At 74.1% G+C, this 21,230-nt stretch carries 13 protein-coding genes; 8 read left to right on the top strand and 5 right to left on the bottom strand.

Annotation, left to right across the window (positions count from 1 at the left end):
• Positions 1-94 precede the first annotated feature (94 nt).
• The 4 genes from ACI79T_RS08825 to ACI79T_RS08810 form a co-directional block, all read right to left on the bottom strand.
• Complete coding sequence (locus ACI79T_RS08825; RefSeq protein ID WP_456609678.1) at positions 95-3,379, bottom strand: TM0106 family RecB-like putative nuclease; 3,285 nt, start codon at positions 3,377-3,379, stop codon at positions 95-97.
• Positions 3,380-3,531: 152 nt separating this feature from the next.
• Complete coding sequence (locus ACI79T_RS08820; protein ID WP_456609677.1) at positions 3,532-4,785, bottom strand: hypothetical protein; 1,254 nt, start codon at positions 4,783-4,785, stop codon at positions 3,532-3,534.
• A gap of 253 nt (positions 4,786-5,038) precedes the next feature.
• Positions 5,039-5,782 (bottom strand): helix-hairpin-helix domain-containing protein, encoded by a 744-nt coding sequence (locus ACI79T_RS08815; RefSeq protein ID WP_456609676.1) that lies wholly within the window; start codon positions 5,780-5,782, stop codon positions 5,039-5,041.
• A 158-nt stretch (positions 5,783-5,940) separates the two neighbouring features.
• Positions 5,941-6,750: a DUF4839 domain-containing protein gene (locus ACI79T_RS08810; RefSeq protein WP_456609675.1), complete on the bottom strand. Its 810-nt coding sequence runs from the start codon at positions 6,748-6,750 to the stop codon at positions 5,941-5,943.
• A gap of 332 nt (positions 6,751-7,082) precedes the next feature.
• Here ACI79T_RS08810 and ACI79T_RS08805 point away from each other — a divergent pair, with 332 nt between their 5' ends.
• Both ACI79T_RS08805 and ACI79T_RS08800 read left to right on the top strand, forming a co-directional pair.
• The gene (locus tag ACI79T_RS08805) at positions 7,083-7,706 is read left to right on the top strand and encodes a putative quinol monooxygenase (RefSeq protein ID WP_456609674.1); all 624 of its coding nucleotides are present in this window, start codon (positions 7,083-7,085) and stop codon (positions 7,704-7,706) included.
• Between the two features lie 146 nt (positions 7,707-7,852).
• Positions 7,853-9,778: a primary-amine oxidase gene (locus tag ACI79T_RS08800; RefSeq protein WP_456609673.1), complete on the top strand. Its 1,926-nt coding sequence runs from the start codon at positions 7,853-7,855 to the stop codon at positions 9,776-9,778.
• A 69-nt stretch (positions 9,779-9,847) separates the two neighbouring features.
• On the opposite strand, the gene ACI79T_RS08795 is transcribed toward ACI79T_RS08800, so the two are convergent.
• Positions 9,848-12,535 carry a S8 family serine peptidase gene (locus ACI79T_RS08795; RefSeq protein ID WP_456609672.1) on the bottom strand — a complete coding sequence of 896 codons (2,688 nt, stop codon included), beginning with the start codon at positions 12,533-12,535 and terminating at the stop codon, positions 9,848-9,850.
• Between the two features lie 296 nt (positions 12,536-12,831).
• On the opposite strand from ACI79T_RS08795, the gene ACI79T_RS08790 reads away from it, so the two are divergent.
• The 6 genes from ACI79T_RS08790 to ACI79T_RS08765 all read left to right on the top strand — a co-directional run bounded on the left by ACI79T_RS08790 (position 12,832) and on the right by ACI79T_RS08765 (position 20,972).
• Positions 12,832-14,082 (top strand): MFS transporter, encoded by a 1,251-nt coding sequence (locus ACI79T_RS08790; protein WP_456609671.1) that lies wholly within the window; start codon positions 12,832-12,834, stop codon positions 14,080-14,082.
• Positions 14,083-14,236: 154 nt separating this feature from the next.
• The gene (locus ACI79T_RS08785) at positions 14,237-14,485 is read left to right on the top strand and encodes a hypothetical protein (RefSeq protein WP_456609670.1); all 249 of its coding nucleotides are present in this window, start codon (positions 14,237-14,239) and stop codon (positions 14,483-14,485) included.
• A 52-nt stretch (positions 14,486-14,537) separates the two neighbouring features.
• Positions 14,538-14,771, top strand: a complete 234-nt coding sequence (locus ACI79T_RS08780; protein WP_456609669.1) for a hypothetical protein — start codon at positions 14,538-14,540, stop codon at positions 14,769-14,771.
• On the top strand, positions 14,707-15,024 hold the full coding sequence (locus ACI79T_RS08775) for a tautomerase family protein (RefSeq protein ID WP_456609668.1): 318 nt from the start codon (positions 14,707-14,709) through the stop codon (positions 15,022-15,024). The genes ACI79T_RS08780 and ACI79T_RS08775 overlap by 65 nt, the downstream gene beginning before the upstream one ends.
• A 73-nt stretch (positions 15,025-15,097) precedes the next feature.
• Positions 15,098-19,609 carry an HAD-IC family P-type ATPase gene (locus tag ACI79T_RS08770; protein ID WP_456609667.1) on the top strand — a complete coding sequence of 1,504 codons (4,512 nt, stop codon included), beginning with the start codon at positions 15,098-15,100 and terminating at the stop codon, positions 19,607-19,609.
• A gap of 118 nt (positions 19,610-19,727) precedes the next feature.
• Complete coding sequence (locus ACI79T_RS08765; protein WP_456609666.1) at positions 19,728-20,972, top strand: polyhydroxyalkanoate depolymerase; 1,245 nt, start codon at positions 19,728-19,730, stop codon at positions 20,970-20,972.
• Positions 20,973-21,230 lie beyond the last annotated feature (258 nt).

Raw genomic sequence — 21,230 nt, 5'->3', positions numbered from 1 at the left:
CTCTCCACCGAGCAGACCGACCCGACGCCAGCCCGCAGTCACCTGACAGGCATCACACCACGGGCCCGCACCCGCCCGCGCACCGCGGTCGAGATCAGACGACGGTCGCCGACTCCACCAGCCGGCACAGCGCGTTGACCCGCCGCAGCTGCTCCGGCGTGCGCACGGGCGCGTCGAGCAGCAGCGGGCTCAAGACGACCACGGCCAGCGCCTGTGCACGCGACACCGCCACGTTAAGCCGGTTCAGGTCGTAGAGGAACGACACACCGCGCGGCGCATCGTCGGCACTGGTGCTCGTCATCGAGTAGAGAACCACCGGCGCCTCCTGCCCCTGGAACTTGTCCACGGTCCCGACCCGAGCACCATCCGGCAGCGCCGCCTTGATCAGCGCCACCTGCAGGTTGTACGGCGCGACCACCAGCACGTCCGCCGGCCCGATGGGCGCCTCCTCCCCCAGGTGGTTCCGCCACGTCGACCCCTGCACCGACCGCCACAGCCGGGCGACCGCGCCGGCCTCCTGCTGGCTCTTGTCCGCGCAGGTCAGCTCGTGCGCTACCTGATGCACCCGCAGCCCGCTCCCCGCCAGCGGCCCCTCCCCCAGCACCGCCACCCGCTCCCGGCCGTCCGCCGCCTCCAACCGCCCCTCGTAGGCCAGGTCGGAGACGAACGCCGTCAGCGAAGGATGCATCCGGTACGAGCGGTCCAGGAACACCCCGCGCTCCGGGGGGATGGTGGCGTGCCCGTCCAGCAGGTGCTCGAGCGCCGACGCCCCGGAGCCGCCCGGATGCACCGCCTGCGACGGCTGCGCGAGCTGCTGCGGGTCACCCAGCAGCACCATCGACCGCGCGCCCCGCGCCACCGCGACCGCGTTGGCCAGCGAGAACTGCCCCGCCTCGTCGACCACGAGCACATCCACGGCGGCGGCCACGTCTGCACGCGTCCAGAACCACACCGTCCCGCCGACCAGGTTCACGCCACCGGACAGCAGCTGCCGCGCCACCACCGCGTTGTCGTTCGACCAGGCGACGTCGTCCGAGCCGCAGTGCTGGTTCTCGTCGCACTTCTGCAGCGCCGGCCGCCCGACCGCCTTCAGCAGGTTGCCGATGACGGCGTGCGAGGTCGCCGTCACCCCGACCTTCTTCCCGGCGTCAAGGAGCTCCCGGATCAGCGCAGCGGCCGCCGTCGTCTTGCCGCTGCCCGGCGGGCCCTGGATGGCCAGCACCTCGCCGTCCAGCGCCAGGCCGAGCCTCACGATTGCCGCCGTCGTCGTCTCACCGGGCAGCAGCCGCGTTCCCGCGGGAACGCGGCGCTCGACCAGCGCCTGGCCGAGGCAGTCGCGGCCGGCCAGCACGTCGCCGCCGGTCGCGGCGATCGCGTCCCGGAGGCTCTTGGTGTTCAGCGGCCCGCCCGGGCCGAGGCCACGCGGGCGCGGCGGCTCGGCAGCCGTCGTCTTGAGGACAAGTCGACATGTCGCGACGTCGATCGCGTGCACCGTGCCCGCCTTCTTCGTGGTGTCCACGTCCAGCGCCTCGTCGCCGACCGACAGCTTCGTGTCCTGCACCGGGAACGAGTACTCGTACAGGTGGCTCTTCTTCTCCGGCCCGACGTACCGCTCGAAGGACAGCCCGCCCAGCGCGGCGCCGTCGCCGATCAGCGCCTCCCGGTCCAGGGTCCGCAGCCGGAAGACCTCCCACCACGCCGGCTTGTCCTCGCGCCGGTGCCAGCTCACCAGGTCGCCGAGCAGCTCGTGCCCGGCCGCGTGCAGCCGCGCCGTCAGCTCCTGCTCCGCCGCCTGCGCCTCGGTCACCTTCGCGTCGGGCTCCGCGGTCACCCACGACGGCCGGGGCAGCGGCCTGTGCTCCGCCTCCAGCTCGGTGCGCTGCTCCTCGAGCCAGTCGTGCAGCTCGCGGGTCGAGTCGACGTCGTCCTTGTTGTAGGCCTCGATGCCGTCCAGCCGCGCCTGGTCACCGTCCTCCAGCCAGGCCTCGTACTCCAGGACGCTGCCCAGCGCGCTGGCCACCGCGCCGTCGTGCGACCGCCCGTAGAACGCCTCGACCTTCTTGATCGAGTACGACTCCTTGCTGATCCGCATCGACTGCCGGACGACGGGATAGAGGTCGACGAACCGCTCCTCGCGCAGCAGCTGGTCCAGTTCCGCCTCGCGGACGCCGTAGCCGCCGGTCAGCTTCTTGAGCGCGGTCACCTCGTAGGGCGCGTAGTGGTAGACGTGCATCGCCGGGTCGGCCTGCGCCGCCGCGACGATCCGGTCGATCAGGTCGGCGACCAGCTGCTTCTCCGCGGCGCGGTCGTGCGCCCACAGCGCGGTGAACCCGCCAGACCGGTCGCCGATCCCCGCGAGGTACTCGATGCCGGCGCCGTCCTCGAACCAGGGATCGCCCTCGAAGTCCAGGTACAGGTCGCCGGCGCTGGGCGGCGGCAGCCGGAGCAGACCCAGTCCCTCGACCGGGTCGAGCAGCGTCCGCGACGACTCCCCCGTCGTCCGCTCGCGAAGCTGCTCGGCCGCCTGCTGCTGCAGCCGGGTACGAGCGTCCGCGCCGATGCCCGAGGACTTCAGCAGCTCCGGCGACGCCGCAGCCAGCGCCGCCATCGTCGGGATGCCGACCGCCCGCAGCGCGTCCCGGTGGTCACCGCGCATGCCGGCGACCAGGCCGAGGTCGTCCGCGTCCCGCATCTCGGCGTTGCACCGCTCGGCCCAGCGGCACTGCTCGCAGTGGCCGATCGGCGAGGGACCGGTCTCCGGCGGCGCGTCGACGAACGTCTCGAGCCGGGCCCGCGCGCGCCGGGCGTACGCAGCGACGTCGGCCAGCCGCCACGGCCGCGATTCGCCGTCGCCGGTGACGACGTGGATCCGCGCCGGCTCGACCCCCTGCAGCACGGTGAGCCGCTCGGCGTAGGTGGCCATCTGCAGCAGCGCGGCGACCTTCAGCTTCCGCGCGAGCTTGGTGTCGGCGATCTCGTAGGACCAGTTCCCGAAGGCCGGGGACGGCGTCTCGACCCGGAGCAGGAAGTCGGCCTGTCCGCCCCAGGCGCCGTCGAAGAACGTGCCCTGGTAGACGACGTCGACGCCGCTGCGCATCGCCTCGACTGTCTGCGCCTCGGCCGCACGCCGCCCGGCAGCGTCGAAGGCGGTGTCGATCTCCGCGATCGTCTTCCCGGCAGCCCGCAGCGACGCCAGGTACTTCTCCTCGTGCGCCATGCCGCGGTCGAAGACGAACTGCAGCTCAGCCGTCGTCCCGGCCTCCGGCGCCGCCCACTCCCCCGCGGCCACGCCCAGGTCGAGCCGGGTCAGATGCCGGCACTCCTGGTGGGGGGTCAGGTCGGTCGGGCTCAGCACCAGCCGCCCGTCGAGTCGCTGCATCGCCCCGTACCTCCCGATCCGCCGCGGCACCGTGCCGCACGGCCTGCCTCGCCGAAGAAGTAGCGGACGCCTCCGACACGAACCGGCCGGCTCAGCTGACCCGAGCCGGTGCGTCACCCGGACGCGTGACCCCTATCGGCGCGGAGTCCCGATCACTCCGCCGCCTGGGCGAACTCCTCGTCGTTCCGGCGCCACCGGAGCGACCGCCCGGCGATGCCGCTGGAGAGCTTTCCCGTCACCGACTTGGCCCGGTCGAAGGTCTCGCTGCCGAGGGTCTTCGCAGCGCCGAGACCCTCGGCTCCCGTCGCGAATACCGAGTCCCGCAGCTCGACGGCAGCGGCCGACCACTCCCTCGCCTCCACGGACTGCTGGCCGGAGTCGATGCCGAGCCGTCCGTGGAAGTCGGAGACGGTGACGGCCACCTGCTCCCTCGACCGCACGACCGCCGGGGACTGGAGCGGGTTCAACAGCACGTTCGCGTTGGCCGTGCCCGCAGCCGCGTCCATGCGGGCCAGCAACTGCCTCGTGCACTGCGAGATGGTCTCGAGGCGCTTCGCCCGGACGGCCTTCAGCCCGACCCGGTGCCCGTCCAGATCGTGCGGAGCCACCTCCAGCACCCGGTCGAGTTCGAGCACGGCGATCGCGTCCTGTAGCTGGAAGCAGCGGGCGAGGACGGCGAGCCACTCCTGGGCCTTGACCTCGGCCTCCTTGGCCGACTTGGCGATATCGGCGATGGTGGTCCCGCGCTCCACCTTCTCCGCCAGCGCGTCGAGCTGCCGCAGCGCGTACGCCTGGGTGCGCGCGATCGTCGCCGACGAGGCCTGCACCTTCGACCAGGTGACCTCGTTGACCCGACCGCCGTGCTCGCGGAGCGTCATGGCCTCGTCGATGTCGAAGCCCACCCCGATCATGTCCGCGATGACGGCATCCTCGTGGGCGCGGAGCACGTCGTCGAGCTTCCGGTCGATCGACGCGAGGTACTCGGTGATCTCCTCCATGACCTGCTCCATGGCCAGCTGTGCCATCACCCCCGCGGCGCCGCTCAGCATGGCCGGATTGGTCGCGATCGACCCGGGCCCGTTTTCGATCTGCAGCCACTTCTTGACCGAACCCGGCTGCCCGACCATCGCATGGCTGACGCCCGGGCTCTTGGTCTTCATCAGCCCGTACTTCTTGACGTGCTCCGCGGACTCCTCGGTCAGCTGCACCCACCGACCCGAGCTGGCCGCGAGCTCGGAGCCCTTCTGGGCGACCTTGGCTCCGGTCTTCCACAGGCCCCGGAGTCGGGAGAGTCCGAGATCCTTGGACGGCAGCCCCTCGGAGGCGAGGAAGCGATCGACCACGGCCGGGTCCCCGATGACCGCGAGCCCGGTCCCGTCACTGATCAGCTGGATCTCGGTGTCCATCGTCGACTCCTCGGGCGTAGGCAGGCCACAGCAGCGATTGCCACATGGCAGGAAGGGCACCGCGCGGCGCCATCACTCAGCCGCACAGGTCTCGTGCCGGACGGTAACCAGCCGATGCGGTTCCTTCGGGACGCGCGACGGTGTCCCGTACCGATGAGGCCATCACGCCACTCGCGTCCCGCGGTGCCCTGACGTCACGCACCGGAGCACCCGAGCGTCCGGCCTCAGCGGCGCGGCCGCCCGAGGGCGTAGCTCAGACGACGGCGTGCTCGCGCAACTGGTCCTGCACGTGCGAGGGCAGGTGCGCCTCGATGAACACCTCGGCCACGGTGAGGAACGTGCCGCCCCGGGCTGCTCGGGCCTCGACGACGGCGTCGGCGTGCTCCCGGTCGATGCCGCTCACCGTCACGATGAGCGCCGCCGATGCCGTGTTCAGGTCCACGAGCCCACCGTCGTCGTACCCGCGCCCCAGATCGGGGCGCCCGATCCCGAGCTCCCGGGCCAGGGCGGAGTCCTGCTCGTGCAGTCGACGCGCGTCCTGGCGCTTCTGCCGGGTGGCGACGGCGCGCGCAAGGACGTCGGCGGAGGACGTCGGGACGGCGTTCCGTCGCCCCTCGTAGACCTCCCGTCGGAGGCCGACGAGCTGGTAGCAGGCGATGACCACGACGGCCACGACCGCCATGCCACCGATGGTGCTGATCGTGGAGTTCCCGGACGACTCGTCGGGATCGGGGGCGGGGGTCAGCGCCATGAGGACGACGAGGATGGCGCCGGCCGCCGTGTAGATCCACGCCAGGCGACGCACGGACGAGCGACCGAGCCGCTGTGCGGCGTGCCAGAAGGGCAGCCCGGCCAGGAAGCCCGCCGAGAAGACGGTGACGTAGAAGTACCACCGGCCGTTCGCCAGCCGGTCGGCGAGCGACTTCGTACTGCCGTGGGCGGAAGCGCCGGCGTAGGCCGCGGGCTGCTGGGTCAACGGTGGTGACTGCTGGGTCACGGGCACTCCTCATGACGTCGGACTCCGGAGGAGAGCCGCCGCTGCTTCTCATGGTCGGATTGCGGCAGCCTGCTGGGCGGCCGGACGAGACCGCTCAGCGACGCGCGCAAGTGTTCTGTGACTGGGCCCCGGCTGCCGGGTTGCCCGGTCGAACGGGCTTACCTGACCTCGGTCGAGATCGGCTCGAGGAAGAGGAGCTCCTGCGTGCTGTTGTAGTCGCCGACACGCGCCACGACGCGGAGGTTGTCACCGATGCCGATGGTGTCCGGGATGTTGGGACCCGTCAGGTGCAGGTCGTTCACGATGTTGACGTCCCGGAACTGCATATTGGGCCCGGTCGAGCTCGTTGCGCTGTAGTCCCCGGAAAAGATCAGGAGGTCGTATCGCGTCGTGTAGTCGCCGTGGGGATTCATGTGGGCGATGTTCCCGTCGAACTCGATGGTCCGGCCCCGGTACGTGGCCGCGAACTCTTCGACCTCGGCCACGCTCGGGGCCGTGGTGGCCACCAACGCGGCCAGATCCTCGTTGTTCTGCACCGTCAGCGATTCGTCCGCAGCGGATGGTGCGGGGACGGAGGCCGAATCGGCCGCTGCCTGGTCCTGCCCGGAGGGCGCTGCACTCGGCGCGGCGCTGAACTCGGCAGCCGACGCGGTTGTGTCGACGACACCATCGCCACTCTGCACGCCGGCGACGACACCGCCGACGACCGCGATCAGGACCAAGCCGGCCGCCCCTGCCAGCAGACCCCGCTGCGCCGTCGGCTCGAGACGGCGGAACGCCGCCAGCGCTGAGCCGCCGAGCGTCTTCGGCTTCACGCGACGGAACGTGAGCTCCGTGCGCAACAACGATCCCTCGCCGCGGGTGTCGAGTTCCCAGCCGTCGTTCTGCCACTTCGCGATCGTTCTGGCTTCGGTCCCGCGGATTGCCTGCACGGACGTGTACTCGTACTGCGGGTGGTCGGCAGACATGGCTGGGACAGTAGGTAGCGCGTCCGGCCCTCCGCGGGTGCCGCTCGGCCGACGTCATGTCACTTCTTCCTCTCGGGACACGGCAGCAGCAGCGAGCGCCTGGCCTCCCACGGGTGTCAGCGTCCCTATCCCTCGTAGTGCCGTGAGGCGGGCCCAACCTCTCCCTGCCCGGACGCCGCCGCCGGCGTTGGCACCGCGCTCGCGGGCCCGCTTCTCGGCGCGGCAGCGACCCCCGCGCGTGCACCCGTTGACAGCGGTCGTCACCCGAGCACCATGACCTGCGGGCGACGCCGCCGGGGCGCCGCGCGCCTGTCCCCGGAAGGGAGGGCGTCATGCACGCCCGCAGCACCACGATCACCGCCGACCCGGACCGCCTGGACGCCGGGATCGCCGACGTCCGCGACCACGTCATGCCCGCCGTGAACGGCATGGACGGCTGCGTCGGGCTGTCCATGCTGTGCGACCGCGACACCGGCCGCTGCATCGTCACCACCGCCTGGGAGACCGAGGAGGCGATGGCCGCGACCCGCGACGCGGTCCACCGGATGCGCGAGCAGGCCACCGAGCAGTTCGGTGCCGGCGAGCCCGAGGTGCGGGAGTGGGAGATCGCGGCGATGCACCGGCTGCACCCTGCCGGCGACGACTCCTGCGCCCGGATCACCTGGTCCCGCGTCGACCCGGCCGCCGTGGACCGCGTCCTCGAGGTCTTCCGCACGGACCTCGTCCCGCGGATGGACGAGATGGCCGGCTTCTGCAGCCTCAGCCTGCTGATCGACCGCCAGACCGGCGACAACTCCCTCACCGCCGTCTACGCCGACCGCCGGTCCATGGAGGCCTCCCGCCAGCGCGCCATGTACATCCGCGACGAGTTCCGCCGCCGGCTGCGCATGTCAGCCACCGAGGTGGCCGAGTTCGACGTCGTGCTGCACCACCTGCGCGTCCCCGAATTCGTCTGACCGGCACAGCGCGGCACGACAGCGGCCGGCGACTCCGCGTCCTGCCGCGGTCGCCGAGCGACGCGACCCGGGAGACGGAACGACTCGTGCAGGTTCCCGCCCGCTGCCCTCTTCCCTCGCCCCTCGGACACGCGTAGAGACAGCACATGACGACGACCGAGGTCCGCACCGTCACCCACCCGCTCGCCCGGCTCACCGCCGAGGAGATCTCCGCCGCTACCGGCATCGTCCGCGACGCGGACCTGGTCGGCGAGCACACGCGGTTCGTCTACGTCGGGCCGATCGAGCCGCACAAGGACGACGTCCTCGCGTTCACGCCGGGCGATCCGATCGAGCGGCGGGTCCGCGTGCTGCTGCTCGACCGCAGCACCGGCGACGGGCGCGACGTCACCGTCTCGGTTACCGGCGGCGCCGTCGTCCAGAGCGTCGAGATCGACGGCGTGGCCGACGGCCAGGTGCCGATCCTGGAGGAGGAGTTCGGCGCGATCGAGCCGATCCTCGCCGAGGACGAGCGCTGGGTCGGGGCGATGACCAAGCGCGGGCTCGACGTCGCGAACGTGCGGGCGGTGGCGCTGTCGGCGGGCTCGTACTTCGCCGACGAGTTCGGGCACCGCATCATCCGGGTGCTCGGCTTCTTCCAGGCCGACGAGGCCGACCTGCCGTGGGCGCACCCGGTCGACGGCGTCGTCGCCTACGTCGACCTCACCCGCGGCATCGCGACGGCGGTGCACGACCACCTCGACCTGCCGGTGCCCGCCGAGCGCGGCGAGTGGAACGCCGACGCGCACGCGCAGCCCACCCGCACCGACCTCAAGCCGATCGAGATCACCCAGCCCGAGGGGCCGAGCTTCACCGTCGACGGCGACGAGGTCACCTGGGCCGACTGGAAGTTCCGCATCGGCTTCGACGCCCGCGAGGGCCTCACCCTGCACCAGCTCGCCGTCGACGGCCGGTCGGTGATCTACCGGGCGTCCATCGCGGAGATGGTCGTCCCCTACGCCGACCCCTCCCCCGTGCGGTTCTGGCAGAACTACTTCGACACCGGCGAGTACCTCTACGGCCGGTTCACCAACTCCCTCGAGCTCGGCTGCGACTGCCTCGGCGAGATCCACTACTTCGACGCCACCCTCGCCGGCGAGGACGGCACCCCGAAGACGATCCGGAATGCCATCTGCATGCACGAGGAGGACTACGGCGTCCTCTGGAAGCACACGGACATGTTCAACGGCATGACCGAGACGCGGCGGCAGCGCCGGCTGGTGGTCAGCTTCTTCACCACGGTCGGCAACTACGACTACGGCTTCTACTGGTACCTCTACCTCGACGGCACGATCCAGCTGGAGTCGAAGGCCACCGGGATCCTCTTCCCGTCGGCGTACCGTGGCGACGAGCACCCGTACGCCACCGAGGTCGCGCCCGGGCTGGGGGCGCCGTACCACCAGCACCTGTTCTGCGCGCGGCTGGACATGGCCGTCGACGGGCGGGCGAACACGGTGGTCGAGATGGACGCCGTCCGGCAGCCGATGAGCGACACCAACCCCTACGGCAACGCCTTCACCCGCTCCATGACACCGCTGACGTCGGAGTCGCGGGCCCAGCGGACGGCGGACGCGACCGTCGGCCGCACCTGGTACGTGCTCAACCACGAGAAGCGCAACCGCCTGGGCCAGCCGGTCGGGTACGCGCTGTACCCGCAGGCCACGCCGCTGCTGCTGGCCGACGACGAGTCGTCGATCGCCAAGCGGGCGACGTTCTCGACCAAGGCGCTGTGGGTCACGCCCTACGAGCCCACCGAGCGCTACGCGGCCGGCGACTTCGTCAACCAGCACCCGGGATCGGGCGGCCTGCCGGCGTTCGTCGCGAACGACCGCCCGCTCGAGGGTCAGGACGTCGTCCTGTGGCACACCTTCGGGCTGACCCACTTCCCGCGGCCCGAGGACTGGCCGGTCATGCCGGTGGACTACACCGGGTTCACGCTCAAGCCGGTCGGCTTCTTCGACCGCAACCCGACGCTGGGCGTGCCCGCGTCGACCTCGTCGCACTGCGCCGGTCCGGATCCGCACTGCAGCTGAGCGCCGAGTCCCGGGAAACACGGCGGCCCCGCGACGACCGGAGTCGTCGCGGGGCCGCCGTCCCTCACCTCAGATGCTCAACCCGGCGCAACCGCTGCTGCAGTCGACGGTCCAGATCGAGCCGGCCAGCGCGCTGAACCGGGCCGACGGCAGCAGCCGCTCCCCGCGCGGACCACTCACCACGACGGACCCGCCGGCCGGCGGCTGCGCGCCGCCCTCCGGGGCGTCGGCCACCGGCTGGCTGCCGGGCGCCGGTGCCGAAGGCCCGGGTGCGGGAGCCGACGGCGACGCAGCCGCCGCAACCAGGGTCAGCGCGTCGTCCAGCACCGTCTCCGAGCGGTCCGGGGCGAAGACGTGGACGTCGTAGACCCCCGCCACCAGCTCCGGCGACTCGAACACGATCTCCGTGCCGCTCACGGAGACGACCCGCACCGCCGTGCTGGCCCCCACGCGCACCCGCACCCCGGACTCGAAGCCCGAGCCGCTGATCCGCACCCGGGTGCCACCGGACGCGCTCACCACCGACGGCGAGACCGAGGTGACGCGGTACTCCCCGACCGACGGGTACTGCTTCTCCCCGCTCACGGCCGGCTGCGGGGCCGACGGCGCCGGGCCGACCGGCGAAGGTGCCGGAGCCGACGGCACGGGAGCCGCCGGAGCCGGTGACGACGGCGTCTCCCCGACCGGCTGCGCGGCGGGCGGCGTCGTGCTGCCGCCGTCGGTGGCCGGCGTCCGGCCACCGTCCACCACCGGCGACGAGGACGGCGACGGCGACCCGGCAGCAGGCTGGTCCGGGGTCCCCGCCCCGGCATCACCCGATCCACCCGGCACCGACGGCGACGGCGACGACCCACCCGGCGTCGGCGCGGAGGGCGCCGACACGGACGGCGACGGCGGGACCGGCGCCGACGTCGGGGAGGTCCCCGGCGCAGGAGACGAGCCGCCCGGTGCCGGGGTGCTGACGCCCGGTGCCGGAGCGGAACCGCCGGCCGGCGGAACGGGCGTGCCCGGCGTCGTCGAGGGCGACGGCGTGCTGCGCTGCGCCTCCACCCCCACCAGCAGCGGAGCGGCGTAGGCCGTACCGAGCGCCGCACCGTCCTTGACCAGCTGCACCATGAGCACGTACCGGCCGTCCTGCAGCTCGGTGCTCGGCGTCAGCACCAGCGAGCCGAGCGCCTCACGCGCGCCCAGGGAGAATCGTGCCTCCCCGGCGTCGTCGGTGGTGACCGTCCGGCCGTCCAGCTCGATCGCGTGCTCCGTCAGCGCGAGGATGCTGCCGCCGTGCTCCATGCCGAGCGAGATCCGTGCCTCGTACGCACCGGCCGGCGCGGAGCCGCTGGCGACGACCCGCGGGGTCACCGTGCCGGCCGTCGCGGTCATGTCGGTGAAGCGGTACTGCACCGGCGCCGCCGTCTGCCCGAACGCGGCCAGCGACAGCCGGCCGCCGGTCACCGACCGGCCGGCGAACGCCGCCACCGGCTCGGCGTCGGTCAGCACCCGCTGCACCAGCTCGGGCGCGGACGCCGCGCGGTCCAGGCCCCGGTACAGCGCCACCGCGGCGGCGACGTGCGGAGCGGCGATGGAGGTGCCGCTAACGAACCGGTAGCTGCCGTCGGGCCAGGTGGTGAAGACGAGGTTCCCTGGCGCGAACAGCTCCACCGTGCCGGCCCCGTACGCCGACGACGCGCTCACCGTGTCGGCGGCCGTGCTGCTGCCCACGGTGATGACGTTGGGCCGGTTGATGCTGGCCGGGTAGGAGAACGAGGTGTCGCGGTTGCTGGCATCGTTCCCTGCGGCCGCCACGACGACGACGCCCTTGCTGTTGGCGTAGTCGATGGCCTCGGTCAGGATCGCCGCCGAGTTGTCGCCGCCCCAGGAGGCGTTGATGACGTCGGCGCCGTTGTCCACCGCGTAGACGATCGCCTCTGCGCCCAGGCGGAGGTTGACTCCCTCCCCGGTGCCGATGACCAGCGGCATGATCGTGACGTCCGGTGCCACGCCCGCGGTGCCCTGGCCGTTCCCGGCGCGGGCGCCGACGACCCCGGCCACCGACGTGCCGTGCGAGTTGTTGACCGGGCCGCCGTTCGTGATGTCGGCCGAGTTCGTGGCGAAGTTCCAGCCGTGGCAGTCACCCGGCTTGCCGTTGGCGTCGGTGTCGCCGGTTCCGCAGGGCTGGTCCGGATTGGTCCACAGCGCGCCCTGCAGGTCGGGGTGGTCGGTCGCCATGCCGGTGTCGATGACGGCGACGGTGAGTCCCCGGCCGGTGCCGGCCGGCCAGCCCTCCGGCACGTCGGCGTCGGCGCCCGCCACCCCGCTCTGCTTGTAGAAGTTGGATCCGGTGTTGCTGAGGTTCCAGCCGTAGGAGCTCCAGTACGGGTCGGAGACGGACAGATCGAACACCTCACCGGAGCCCGACGCGGTCACCCGCGCCCCGGGCAGCACCTCCGTGACGACGGACGCGTCGAGGTCCTTCCCCGCGACCAGCGCCGACCCGTCGAACAGCGACTGGGCCGAGGCGATCGCCGGATGGGCGTCCAGCAGCGCCACCTGCTCGGCGGTCACCTGACCGTCCACCGTGACGACGAGACGGGTGAGTCCGTCGCCGTCCGGGCCGAAGTCGTCGGCGACCGGCACGGCCGGCGCCGCGGAGGCGAGCGTGCCGATGACGGCCGTGCCCCCGAATCCCAGTGCCGCGGCCGCCAGCACCGCGGCGCCGCGGCGCCCCATGCCGGCCGGGCGGCCCGCCGTTTCCCTCATGCCTCACCTGATCCGTCGTCGGGTCCTCTTCCCTGCAGGACGTCGACGCGGACCGGCCGGTTCTGGATCGCCCGATCGAGGGAACCACCACCGGCGGACGTCGAGGGCGTCGTTGCCAGTGCTCGCCGGCGGACTCCCGGGTCACCCGGCCGGGCGAGGCTCCCGGCCCGCAGCGGACGCCGGTCCCCCGCCGGCGCGTTATGGTCGAGGGCGTTCCGAACGTCCGTGTGTAACTACCTGCTGTCGGCCTCGCCGGTGGATCAAGGCGGCACGCCCGATCCGCAGCAGCAGAGGTCATGTTCCACACGCGCCCGACCAGCTCCGTGCTCATCCGCTCGGCCGGTCTCTCCTACTTCCCGATCGCCTTCATCGCGCGGCTGCCGTTCGCGATGATGACCGTCGGCGTCCTCACCCTCGTCGTCGCCGAGCGCGGCTCGGTGACCCTCGGCGGGCTCAACTCCGCCGTCGCCGGCCTGGGCACCGCGATCGCCGGCCCGCTGCTCGGGGCTGCCGCCGACCGCTTCGGCCAGCGCCGGGTGCTCGTGCCGGTGGGGCTGGTCAACGCCGCCCTGCTGGGCGCCTTCCCGTTCGTCGTCGCCAGCACGGCGGCGGACGTCGCCCTGCTCGCGCTCTCGGTGCTGATCGGGGCCTCCGCGCCGCAGATCGCCCCCATGTCGCGCACCCGGCTGATGGCCATCATCCGCCGCTCGGTGCAGCGGGACCGCCGCGAGAAGGTCCTCAACGGCACGATGGCCTACGAATCGGCCGCCGACGAGATGGTCTTCATCGTCGGCCCGTTCCTCGTCGGGCTGCTCGCCGTCGCGATCGCCCCCTGGGTGGCCATCGCCGGCGCCTCGGTGCTGACGTTCGTCTTCGTCACCGCCTTCGCCCTGCACACCACCGGCCGGCTCCACCCGGGCACGGACCACTCCGCCGGCGCGCAGGCGCCCGCCCGGGAGCTCGTCCGCTTCCGGCTGCTCACCGTCGTGGTCGGCACGCTGGGCGTCGGCATCTTCTTCGGCGCGACCCTCACCTCGCTCACCGGCTTCCTGGCCGTGGACGGCGACGGCGACAGCGCCGGCCTGCTCTACGGCGTCATGGGCATCGGCTCGGCCGTGCTGGCCCTGGGCACCGCCGCGCTGCCGGAACGGTTCACCCTGAAGGCGCGCTGGCTGGCCTTCGGGTCGGTGCTGCTCGCCGCCGCCATCGGCTACGCGTACGCGCGCTCGGGTACCGGCCTCGTCATCGCGCTGGCGGTCCTCGGCTGCGGCGTCGGGCCGACGCTGGTCACCCTGTACAGCCTCGCCGCCTCACTCAGCCCGGCCGGCCGCTCGGCGACCACCATGACGATGCTCGGCTCCGCGGTCGTCGTCGGGCAGGCGGTCGCCGCCGCGGTCACCGGTCTCGTCGTCGACCGGCTCGGCTCGGGCACCGCGCTCGCCGCACCCGCCGTCGCCGCGGCGATCGTGGTCGCCGCCGGAGTCGCGCACGCCGCGTCGAAGCAGCGGGCCGTCGTCCAACGAGAGCCGGAGCCGGTCCCGGCCTGAAGCAGGCCGTGACGGTGCACCGCCCGAGGACGACGGAGCGTGTCGCCTCGCCCCGTCGCGTCACCCGAGCCACCCGGACCCCTGGGCAGGGAGCCTGCAGCGGGCCAGCATCGTCGTCCATCAGCCGGCTCCGCGATGGCACGGGAGGTCCACCATGTCCGTTCGACGCCCACTGATCACCACGGCAGCCGCCACCGTGCTGCTGGTCGCGCCCACGGCAGCCGCGTCGGCGGACCCCGGCTCCGGCGGCTGCAAGGCCTTCGGCCAGAGCGTGAGCTCCCTGGCGAACACCGTGTTCCCGAGGGGCGAGTTCGGGGAGAACGCAAGGATGGTCGCGACGTCCGGGCCGGGAGCCTTCCCCGCCGTCGTCGTGTTCCCGGAGCAGGACGCCGCCTGCCTCTAGGGAACCGGCGACCCGGTCACGGAGCACCGGCCGCCGGCCGATGAGGGGGGCAATGACCAGTGGACATCCCAGCACCGTGGACGAGGCGCACGCAGCGGCGGCGGCCGCACTCCAGGAGCTGCACGACGAGGCGCTCCGCCACCTCGACGCGGTGGCCCGCTCCCTCGGCGTGCCGGCCGCCGGAGAGCAGGTGAGGGGCATGTCGCGGAGGACCGACGCGGGTGCGGGACCGGCGACCCTGGAGCTCCCCCGCCGGGTGGACCCGCCGGTCGCGACCGCGGCCTGACCAGACGTCATCGCGGCACCGGCCGGTGGCTGCTAGGCATACCGGCATGCCCTTCATCCAGATCACCATGATCGCCGGCCGCACCGAGCAGCAGAAGCGCGACCTGCTCGCCGCGGTCAGCCAGGCCACCACCGACAGCATCGGCGCTCCGCCGGAGACCGTCCGGGCCTGGATCGTCGAGGTGCCGCCGACCGACATCGCGGTCGCCGGCGAGACGCACGCGGACCGTTCAGCGAAGAAGGACCAGACCTGACGGACCGCGGGGTGCTGCCACCGTCCCCCTGACGACGTACCGTCTGTAGTGACCGTCGTCACACGGGGGCGCCATGGCACTGCTCCGCCGGCTCGCGCAGGCCGGCAGCACCGCGCAGGCAGCCGTGCGCGAGGCCACGTCCCTCGCGACCGACGTCGCCGCTGTGGCTGCCGTCCCCGTGCTGGTCGGCGCCGGGCTGCTCGGCGGGACGGCCGGGCTCACGCGGAGCATCGCCCGCGCCGGGGTCAGCGGCTCGCTCCACCTGGCGCGGAGCACCGCCGTCTCCACCACCCGCGCCGTCGGCACCCTCGTCACCGGCGCCGACCCGCTCCCCGGCGGGCACCTCCACGATCTGGTCGACGTCGCCAGGGGCATGCTCGAGCCGCCGTTCGCCCGCCACACGCGACGGGTCTGGGGCGACCGCGACCGCCTGCAGATCGAGGTCGAGGAGCCTACCGACGACGCACCCGGCGCCCGCTCCGCGCTGCGCAGCTCCCTGGAACGGCTCGAGGGCGTCGAGTGGGCCACGGTCAACGACGTCGTCGGCCGGGTGATGGTCGCCGTCGACGCCCGCCGGGTCGGCGTCGAGGACGTCGTCGGCGTGGTCACCGAGATCGAGCAGGCCCGCGGCGACACCGGCGTCTTCCCGCAGCGCCCCGACCACCCGGCCGACCTCGAACCCCTCCTGGCCGCCGTCCTGGCCGCCGCCGTCGACACCGCGGCGTTCGGTGTCGCCACCGCTGCCAAGTACCTGCCGATCCCCGCCGTGCACCGGCACGCCACCCTGCTCATGTCGCTGCTCGACACCCAGCAGTGGCTCAAGCGGGCGCTGTCAGACCGCATCGGCCCCGTCGGCACCGACCTGGTCTTCGAGGGCACCAGCGCACTGCTGCACGCCCTCACCCAGAGCCCGACCGTGCCGGCGCTCAACGCCACCGCCGCCGTCCAGCGGGCCGGAGAGATGCGCGCGCGCCGCCAGGTGTGGCGCCGCCGCGAGCGGGACCTCTGCCGCCCCGAGCCCGACGACGGCCGGGCCGCCGAGCACCTCCCCCGCCCGCGCCCGGCGCCGCTGCGGAACGGACCGGTCGAGACCTACCGCGACCGCCTCGCGCCGAGCGAGCTCGCCGCGGCGCTCACCGTCCTCGCGCTCACCCGCAGCCCCGGCCGCGGCGCCGACCTGCTCAAGGCGCTCACGCCGAAGGCCGCCGTCCAGGGCCGGGAGTCGTTCGCCGCCACGCTGGACCTGCTGCTGTGCCGCCGCGGCGTCCTCCCGCTCGACGGCTCGGCCTACCGCCGGCTCGACCGCGTCGACACCGTCGTCGTCGACGCCGCCGCCCTCTGCACCGGCCCGCCGGTGGTCGTCGAGGCCAACGGCGAGGCCGGCGGCTGGGACGACGCCGACGTCTGGACGGCCGCCGGCCGCCTGCTCACCGGGGACGACGATGGCGCTGTCCGCCTCGGCCCTCCGCGCGCGACCGGCGACGCCCCCGGCGGCGAGGTGCGGAGCCTCCTCCGGGGCCGCCGGCGGGTCGGCACCGTCACCGTCGCCGCCGAGCTCGACCCGCACGCGGAGGCGCTGCTCAGCACCGTGACCGACGCCGGCCTGCGGCTGGTCCTCACCCGGCACGTCGGCGCCCGCGAGATCGCCGGCCTGGCCGATGACGTCGTCCCCGCCGACGCACCGCTCGTCGACACGGTCCGGCAGCTGCAGGAGGACGGGCGCGGCGTGCTGCTGGTGTCCGCGGTGGCCGGCCCCGCGCTGCTGGCCGCCGACATCGCGGTCACCCCCGTCCTCGATGGGCGGGCGCCCGCGTGGGGCGCCGACCTGGTCACCTCTCCCGGGCTCGCCGACGCCTGCCGCATCGTCGCCGCGGTCCCGGTCGCGAAGGCGGTCAGCCGGCGGTCGGCCGGCACCGCGCTGACCGGCAACGTGCTCGGCGGCCTGCTGGCCGCCGTCGGCAGCGCCCGCTCCGGGCAGCGCCGGGCGACGACCCCGGGCAAGTGGGCGACCGTCACCACGATGACGACCGCCACCCTGGCCGCCGTCCGCGTGGCGAGCCGACCCGTCCCGGCGCCCACCGCGCACACCCCTTGGCACGCGCTGGAGCCCGACGACGTCCTGCGCCGGCTGGCCGACCGGCCCGGGGAGGCGGAGCAGCGGCCGACCCGGGTGGCGGCTCTGACCCGGCGGGCGGCGGTGCTCCCGCCCGCCCGGTTCGCCCGCACCGTCGCCGCCGAGCTGGCCGACCCGCTCACCCCGATCCTGGTCACCGGGGCCGGCGCCACCGCCGTCCTCGGCGAGGTCACCGACGCGGTGCTGGTCGGCAGCGTCACCGCGATCAACGCCGTCGTCAGCGGGCTGCAGCGGCTGCGCGCCGAGTCCGCGCTGGAGTCGCTCCTGCTCGAGCAGGACACCTGCGCCCGCCGGGAGACCGACGGCGGGACCGAGGAGGTGCCCGGCACCGCACTACGGCCCGGCGACGTCGTCCGCGTCGAGGCCGGCGACGTGATCGCCGCCGACGCCCGGCTGCTGGCGGCCGAGGACCTGGAGGTCGACGAGTCCGGCCTCACCGGCGAGTCGCTGTCGGTCGGCAAGTCGGTGGCCGCGACGCCCGGGGCCGAGGTCGCCGACCGCACCTGCATGCTCTTCGACGGCACCACGGTGGTCGCCGGGCGCGGCCGAGCCGTCGTCGTCGCCGTCGGCCCGGCCACCCAGGCCGGGCGCGCCGCGCGCGCGGCCGGGGGTGCGGCTCCCCCGGCCGGCGTCCAGGCGCGGCTGGCCGAGCTCACCCGCGCCGTCCTGCCGCTCACCCTGGCCGGCGGCGCGGCGGTCACCGTGCTGTCGGTGCTGTGGCGCCGGCCGCTGCGCGAATCGGTCGCGGCCGGGGTCGCCATCGCGGTCGCCGCCGTGCCCGAGGGGCTGCCGCTGGTCGCCACGGTCGCCCAGCAGGCCGCGGCCCGGCGGCTGTCCCGGCGCGGTGCGGTGGTGCGCAGCGCCCGGGTGCTGGAGGCGCTGGGCCGGGTCGACACCGTCTGCTTCGACAAGACCGGCACGCTGACCGAGAACCGGCTGCGGGTCGCCCGGCTGGTCCCGCTGGACGGCGGCAGCGAGGACGAGCTGCTCCGGCTGGCCGCCGCCGGCATGGGCAACGGCGACGACACGGCGCACGAGACCGACCGCGCCGTCCTCGACGCGGCCGGCGACGCCTGGGACGACGCCCCCGACGCGAGCCTGGCCTTCGCCGCCGGCCGCGGCTTCTCCGCCGCCGTCCGGGACGGCCGGCTGGTGGTCAAGGGCGCGCCCGAGACCGTGCTCCGCCGCTGCGCCGGGGCCGGGGAGGCGTCCGACCGGATCAGGCAGCTCGCCGGCGAGGGCCTGCGGGTGCTCGCCGTCGCCGACCGCGCGGTCGACGACGTCCCCGGCGACCTCGACGAGGCGGCCGCCGGGCTCACCCTGCGCGGGCTGGTCGGGCTCGCCGACACGCTGCGGGAGTCCTCGGTGCGGGCGGTCGAGCAGCTGCGCGCCGCCGGGGTCCGCGTCGTCGTCGCCACCGGCGACCACCCGGAGACCGCCGGCGCCATCGCCGCCGAGGCCGGCATCCCGGACGCCGGCAAGGTGGTCACCGGCGCCCGGCTGGCCCGTGCGTCGGACAGCGAGCGGGCCCGGATGGTCGCCGAGACGGCGGTGTTCGCCCGCCTCTCCCCCGAGCAGAAGGTGACCCTCGTGGCCGCCCTGCGGCGGGCCGGGGCGACGCTGGCGATGACCGGCGACGGCGTGAACGACGCCGCGGCGATCCGGCTGGCCGACGTCGGCGTCGGGGTGGAGGGCGCCGAGTCACCGGCCGCCCGCACCGCCGCGGACCTGGTGCTCACCGAGCTCGACCTCACCCGGCTGGTCGACGCGATCGCCGAGGGCCGCGCCATGTGGTCGCGCGTCCGTGACGCGGTGTCGATCCTGGTCGGCGGCAACGCCGGCGAGGTGGCGTTCACCGTGCTCGGCACCGCCGTCGGCGGCCGGGCGCCGCTGGGCACCCGCCAGCTGCTCCTGGTCAACCTGCTCACCGACATGTTCCCGGCGCTGGCGGTCGCCGTCGCCGCCCCGCGCACCGTCCAGGCTCCCGACGACGACGGCCCGCTGGCCGGGCACCCGCTCGCCGCCGTGCTCCACGCCGGCCCGCACCGCGGGTTCACCCGCGAGGTGCGGCGCATGGTGCTGGTCCGCGGGGCGGCGACCGCCACCGGCGCCACCGGCGCCTGGGTCGCGGGCCGACTCACCCCGGTCCTCCCCGGCCGGGCGAGCACCATGGGCCTGGCCGCGCTGATCGCCACCCAGCTCGCGCAGACCGCGTGGTCCGGACGGCGCAGCCCGCTGGTGCTGGCCACCGTGGCCGGGTCGCTCGCCGCCCTGGTGGCGATCGTGCAGACGCCGGGGGTGAGCCGGTTCTTCGGCTGCACGCCGCTGGACCCGGTCTCGTGGTCGGTGGTGCTCGGCTCGGCCGCCGTCGGCGCCGCGGGCGCGGAGCTGGTCCCGCCCCTGGTGGCCCGGGTGCGCTCCCGGACGGACGTCACACCCGCCCGGACGTGACCGGCCGGCGCCCCCCGTCACGCCGCCGAGGCCCCTGCGTGCGGTCGTCAGCAGGTTCCGGTTACCGTCCGGGAAGTGGCGCCCGTCACTGGAATCCGCTCTCGCGATCGGCAGGCCGATGCTCTACACCGCGTACGAGATGAACCGTCGAGCGGGGGCGCCCGTCGTCGTGGCGTCCGAGCTGACCTCGCGGGCACTGCACGCCCTCCCCGCCCCGCTGGCCAAGGCCCCCGGCGTCCGGCACGTGCGGGCGGCCTGCGACATCCTCGCCAAGGCCCGGCCCACGCACGACCGCCCGGACTTCGGCATCGACGTCGTCCGGGTCGGCGACCGCGACGTGCGGGTCGTCGAGCGCCCGACGCTGACCACGCCGTTCGCCACCCTGCTGCACTTCGCCAAGCCGTCGGCCCCTCCCCAGCCCCGCGTGCTCGTCGTCGGCCCCATGTCCGGCCACTTCACCACGCTGATCCGGCCGACGATCCGCACGCTGCTGTCCGACCACGACGTCCACGTCATCGACTGGCACAACGCCCGCGACGTCCCCACCGAGCACGGGCCCTTCGGGCTGGACGAGTACATCGAGCACGTGATGGAGGCGCTGCGCTCCCTGGGCCCCGACACCCACGTCGTGGCCGTCTGCCAGCCCGCCGTCCCCGTCCTTTCCGCCGTGGCCCTCCTCGCGGAGGCCGACGACGCCGCGCAGCCCCGCAGCGTCACGCTCATGGCCGGCCCGGTCGACACCCGCATCAACCCGAACCGGGTCAACACCTCGGCCGCCACCAGGCCGATCACCTGGTACGAGCGCCGGGTCGTCGACACGGTGCCCCGCCGGTACGCCGGCGCGGGGCGGCGGGTGTACCCCGGCGTCGTCCAGCTCACCGCCTTCATGTCGATGAACCCCACGCGGCATCTCACCGCGCACGCCCGGATGTACCGCGACCTGGCTGTCGGCAACACGGCTGCGGCCGCCACCACCCGCGCCTTCTACGACGAGTACGGCGCGGTGATGGACGTCCCCGCCGAGTTCTACCTGGAGACGGTCGCCCGCATCTTCCAGGAGCACGACTTCGCCACCGGGCGCTTCACCTGGCGGGGCCGGCCGGTCGACCCCGGTGCCATCCGGGAGACCGCGCTGCTCACCGTGGAGGGCGCGAACGACGACATCTGCTCCCCCGGCCAGACGGAGGCGGCCCACCGGCTGTGCACCGGGATCCCGGCGGAGCGCAAGCGCCACCACCTGCAGGACGGGGTGGGCCACTACGGCGTGTTCAGCGGCTCCCGCTGGGAGGCCGAGGCCTACCCCGTCGTCCGGGAGTTCATCGAGTCCGCCCGCGCCGCCGAGCGGACGGCGCGCATCGGCTGATCCTGGCGCGACGGCCCCGCAGCCGGGAGGCGGCGGACCGATCCGCGGTCGCGCACGGCGTTCGGCCCGTCACCCAGGACGGTCCGACGCCCCTCCTCGTCCGGGTGGCGGGCCACGGGTGGCGCCCGGCGGCTGACGCCGTGGGAGCCTTGGCCGTCCGACCGACGGCCGACGCCCCGTGGCTCGCCGTGCCGGCCGACGTCCTCGATGACGAGGCACATCAGGCCGCCGGTGCTCGGTGCACATGACCCACTGAGA

This window comes from Blastococcus sp. SYSU DS0619 (assembly GCF_054051035.1).
Note: the sequence above shows the minus strand (reverse complement) of the source record. Positions and strands in the feature narration are given on the sequence as shown.

What these genes read in the sequence shown, in the direction of transcription:
- ACI79T_RS08825 (WP_456609678.1), bottom strand. Translation starts at nt 3,379, where the DNA reads ATGCAGCGACTCGACGGGCGGCTGGTGCTGAGCCCGACCGACCTGACC.
- ACI79T_RS08820 (WP_456609677.1), bottom strand. Translation starts at nt 4,785, where the DNA reads ATGGACACCGAGATCCAGCTGATCAGTGACGGGACCGGGCTCGCGGTC.
- ACI79T_RS08810 (WP_456609675.1), bottom strand. Translation starts at nt 6,750, where the DNA reads ATGTCTGCCGACCACCCGCAGTACGAGTACACGTCCGTGCAGGCAATC.
- ACI79T_RS08805 (WP_456609674.1), top strand. Translation starts at nt 7,083, where the DNA reads ATGCACGCCCGCAGCACCACGATCACCGCCGACCCGGACCGCCTGGAC.
- ACI79T_RS08800 (WP_456609673.1), top strand. Translation starts at nt 7,853, where the DNA reads ATGACGACGACCGAGGTCCGCACCGTCACCCACCCGCTCGCCCGGCTC.
- ACI79T_RS08795 (WP_456609672.1), bottom strand. Translation starts at nt 12,535, where the DNA reads ATGAGGGAAACGGCGGGCCGCCCGGCCGGCATGGGGCGCCGCGGCGCC.
- ACI79T_RS08790 (WP_456609671.1), top strand. Translation starts at nt 12,832, where the DNA reads ATGTTCCACACGCGCCCGACCAGCTCCGTGCTCATCCGCTCGGCCGGT.
- ACI79T_RS08785 (WP_456609670.1), top strand. Translation starts at nt 14,237, where the DNA reads ATGTCCGTTCGACGCCCACTGATCACCACGGCAGCCGCCACCGTGCTG.
- ACI79T_RS08780 (WP_456609669.1), top strand. Translation starts at nt 14,538, where the DNA reads ATGACCAGTGGACATCCCAGCACCGTGGACGAGGCGCACGCAGCGGCG.
- ACI79T_RS08770 (WP_456609667.1), top strand. Translation starts at nt 15,098, where the DNA reads ATGGCACTGCTCCGCCGGCTCGCGCAGGCCGGCAGCACCGCGCAGGCA.
- ACI79T_RS08765 (WP_456609666.1), top strand. Translation starts at nt 19,728, where the DNA reads ATGCTCTACACCGCGTACGAGATGAACCGTCGAGCGGGGGCGCCCGTC.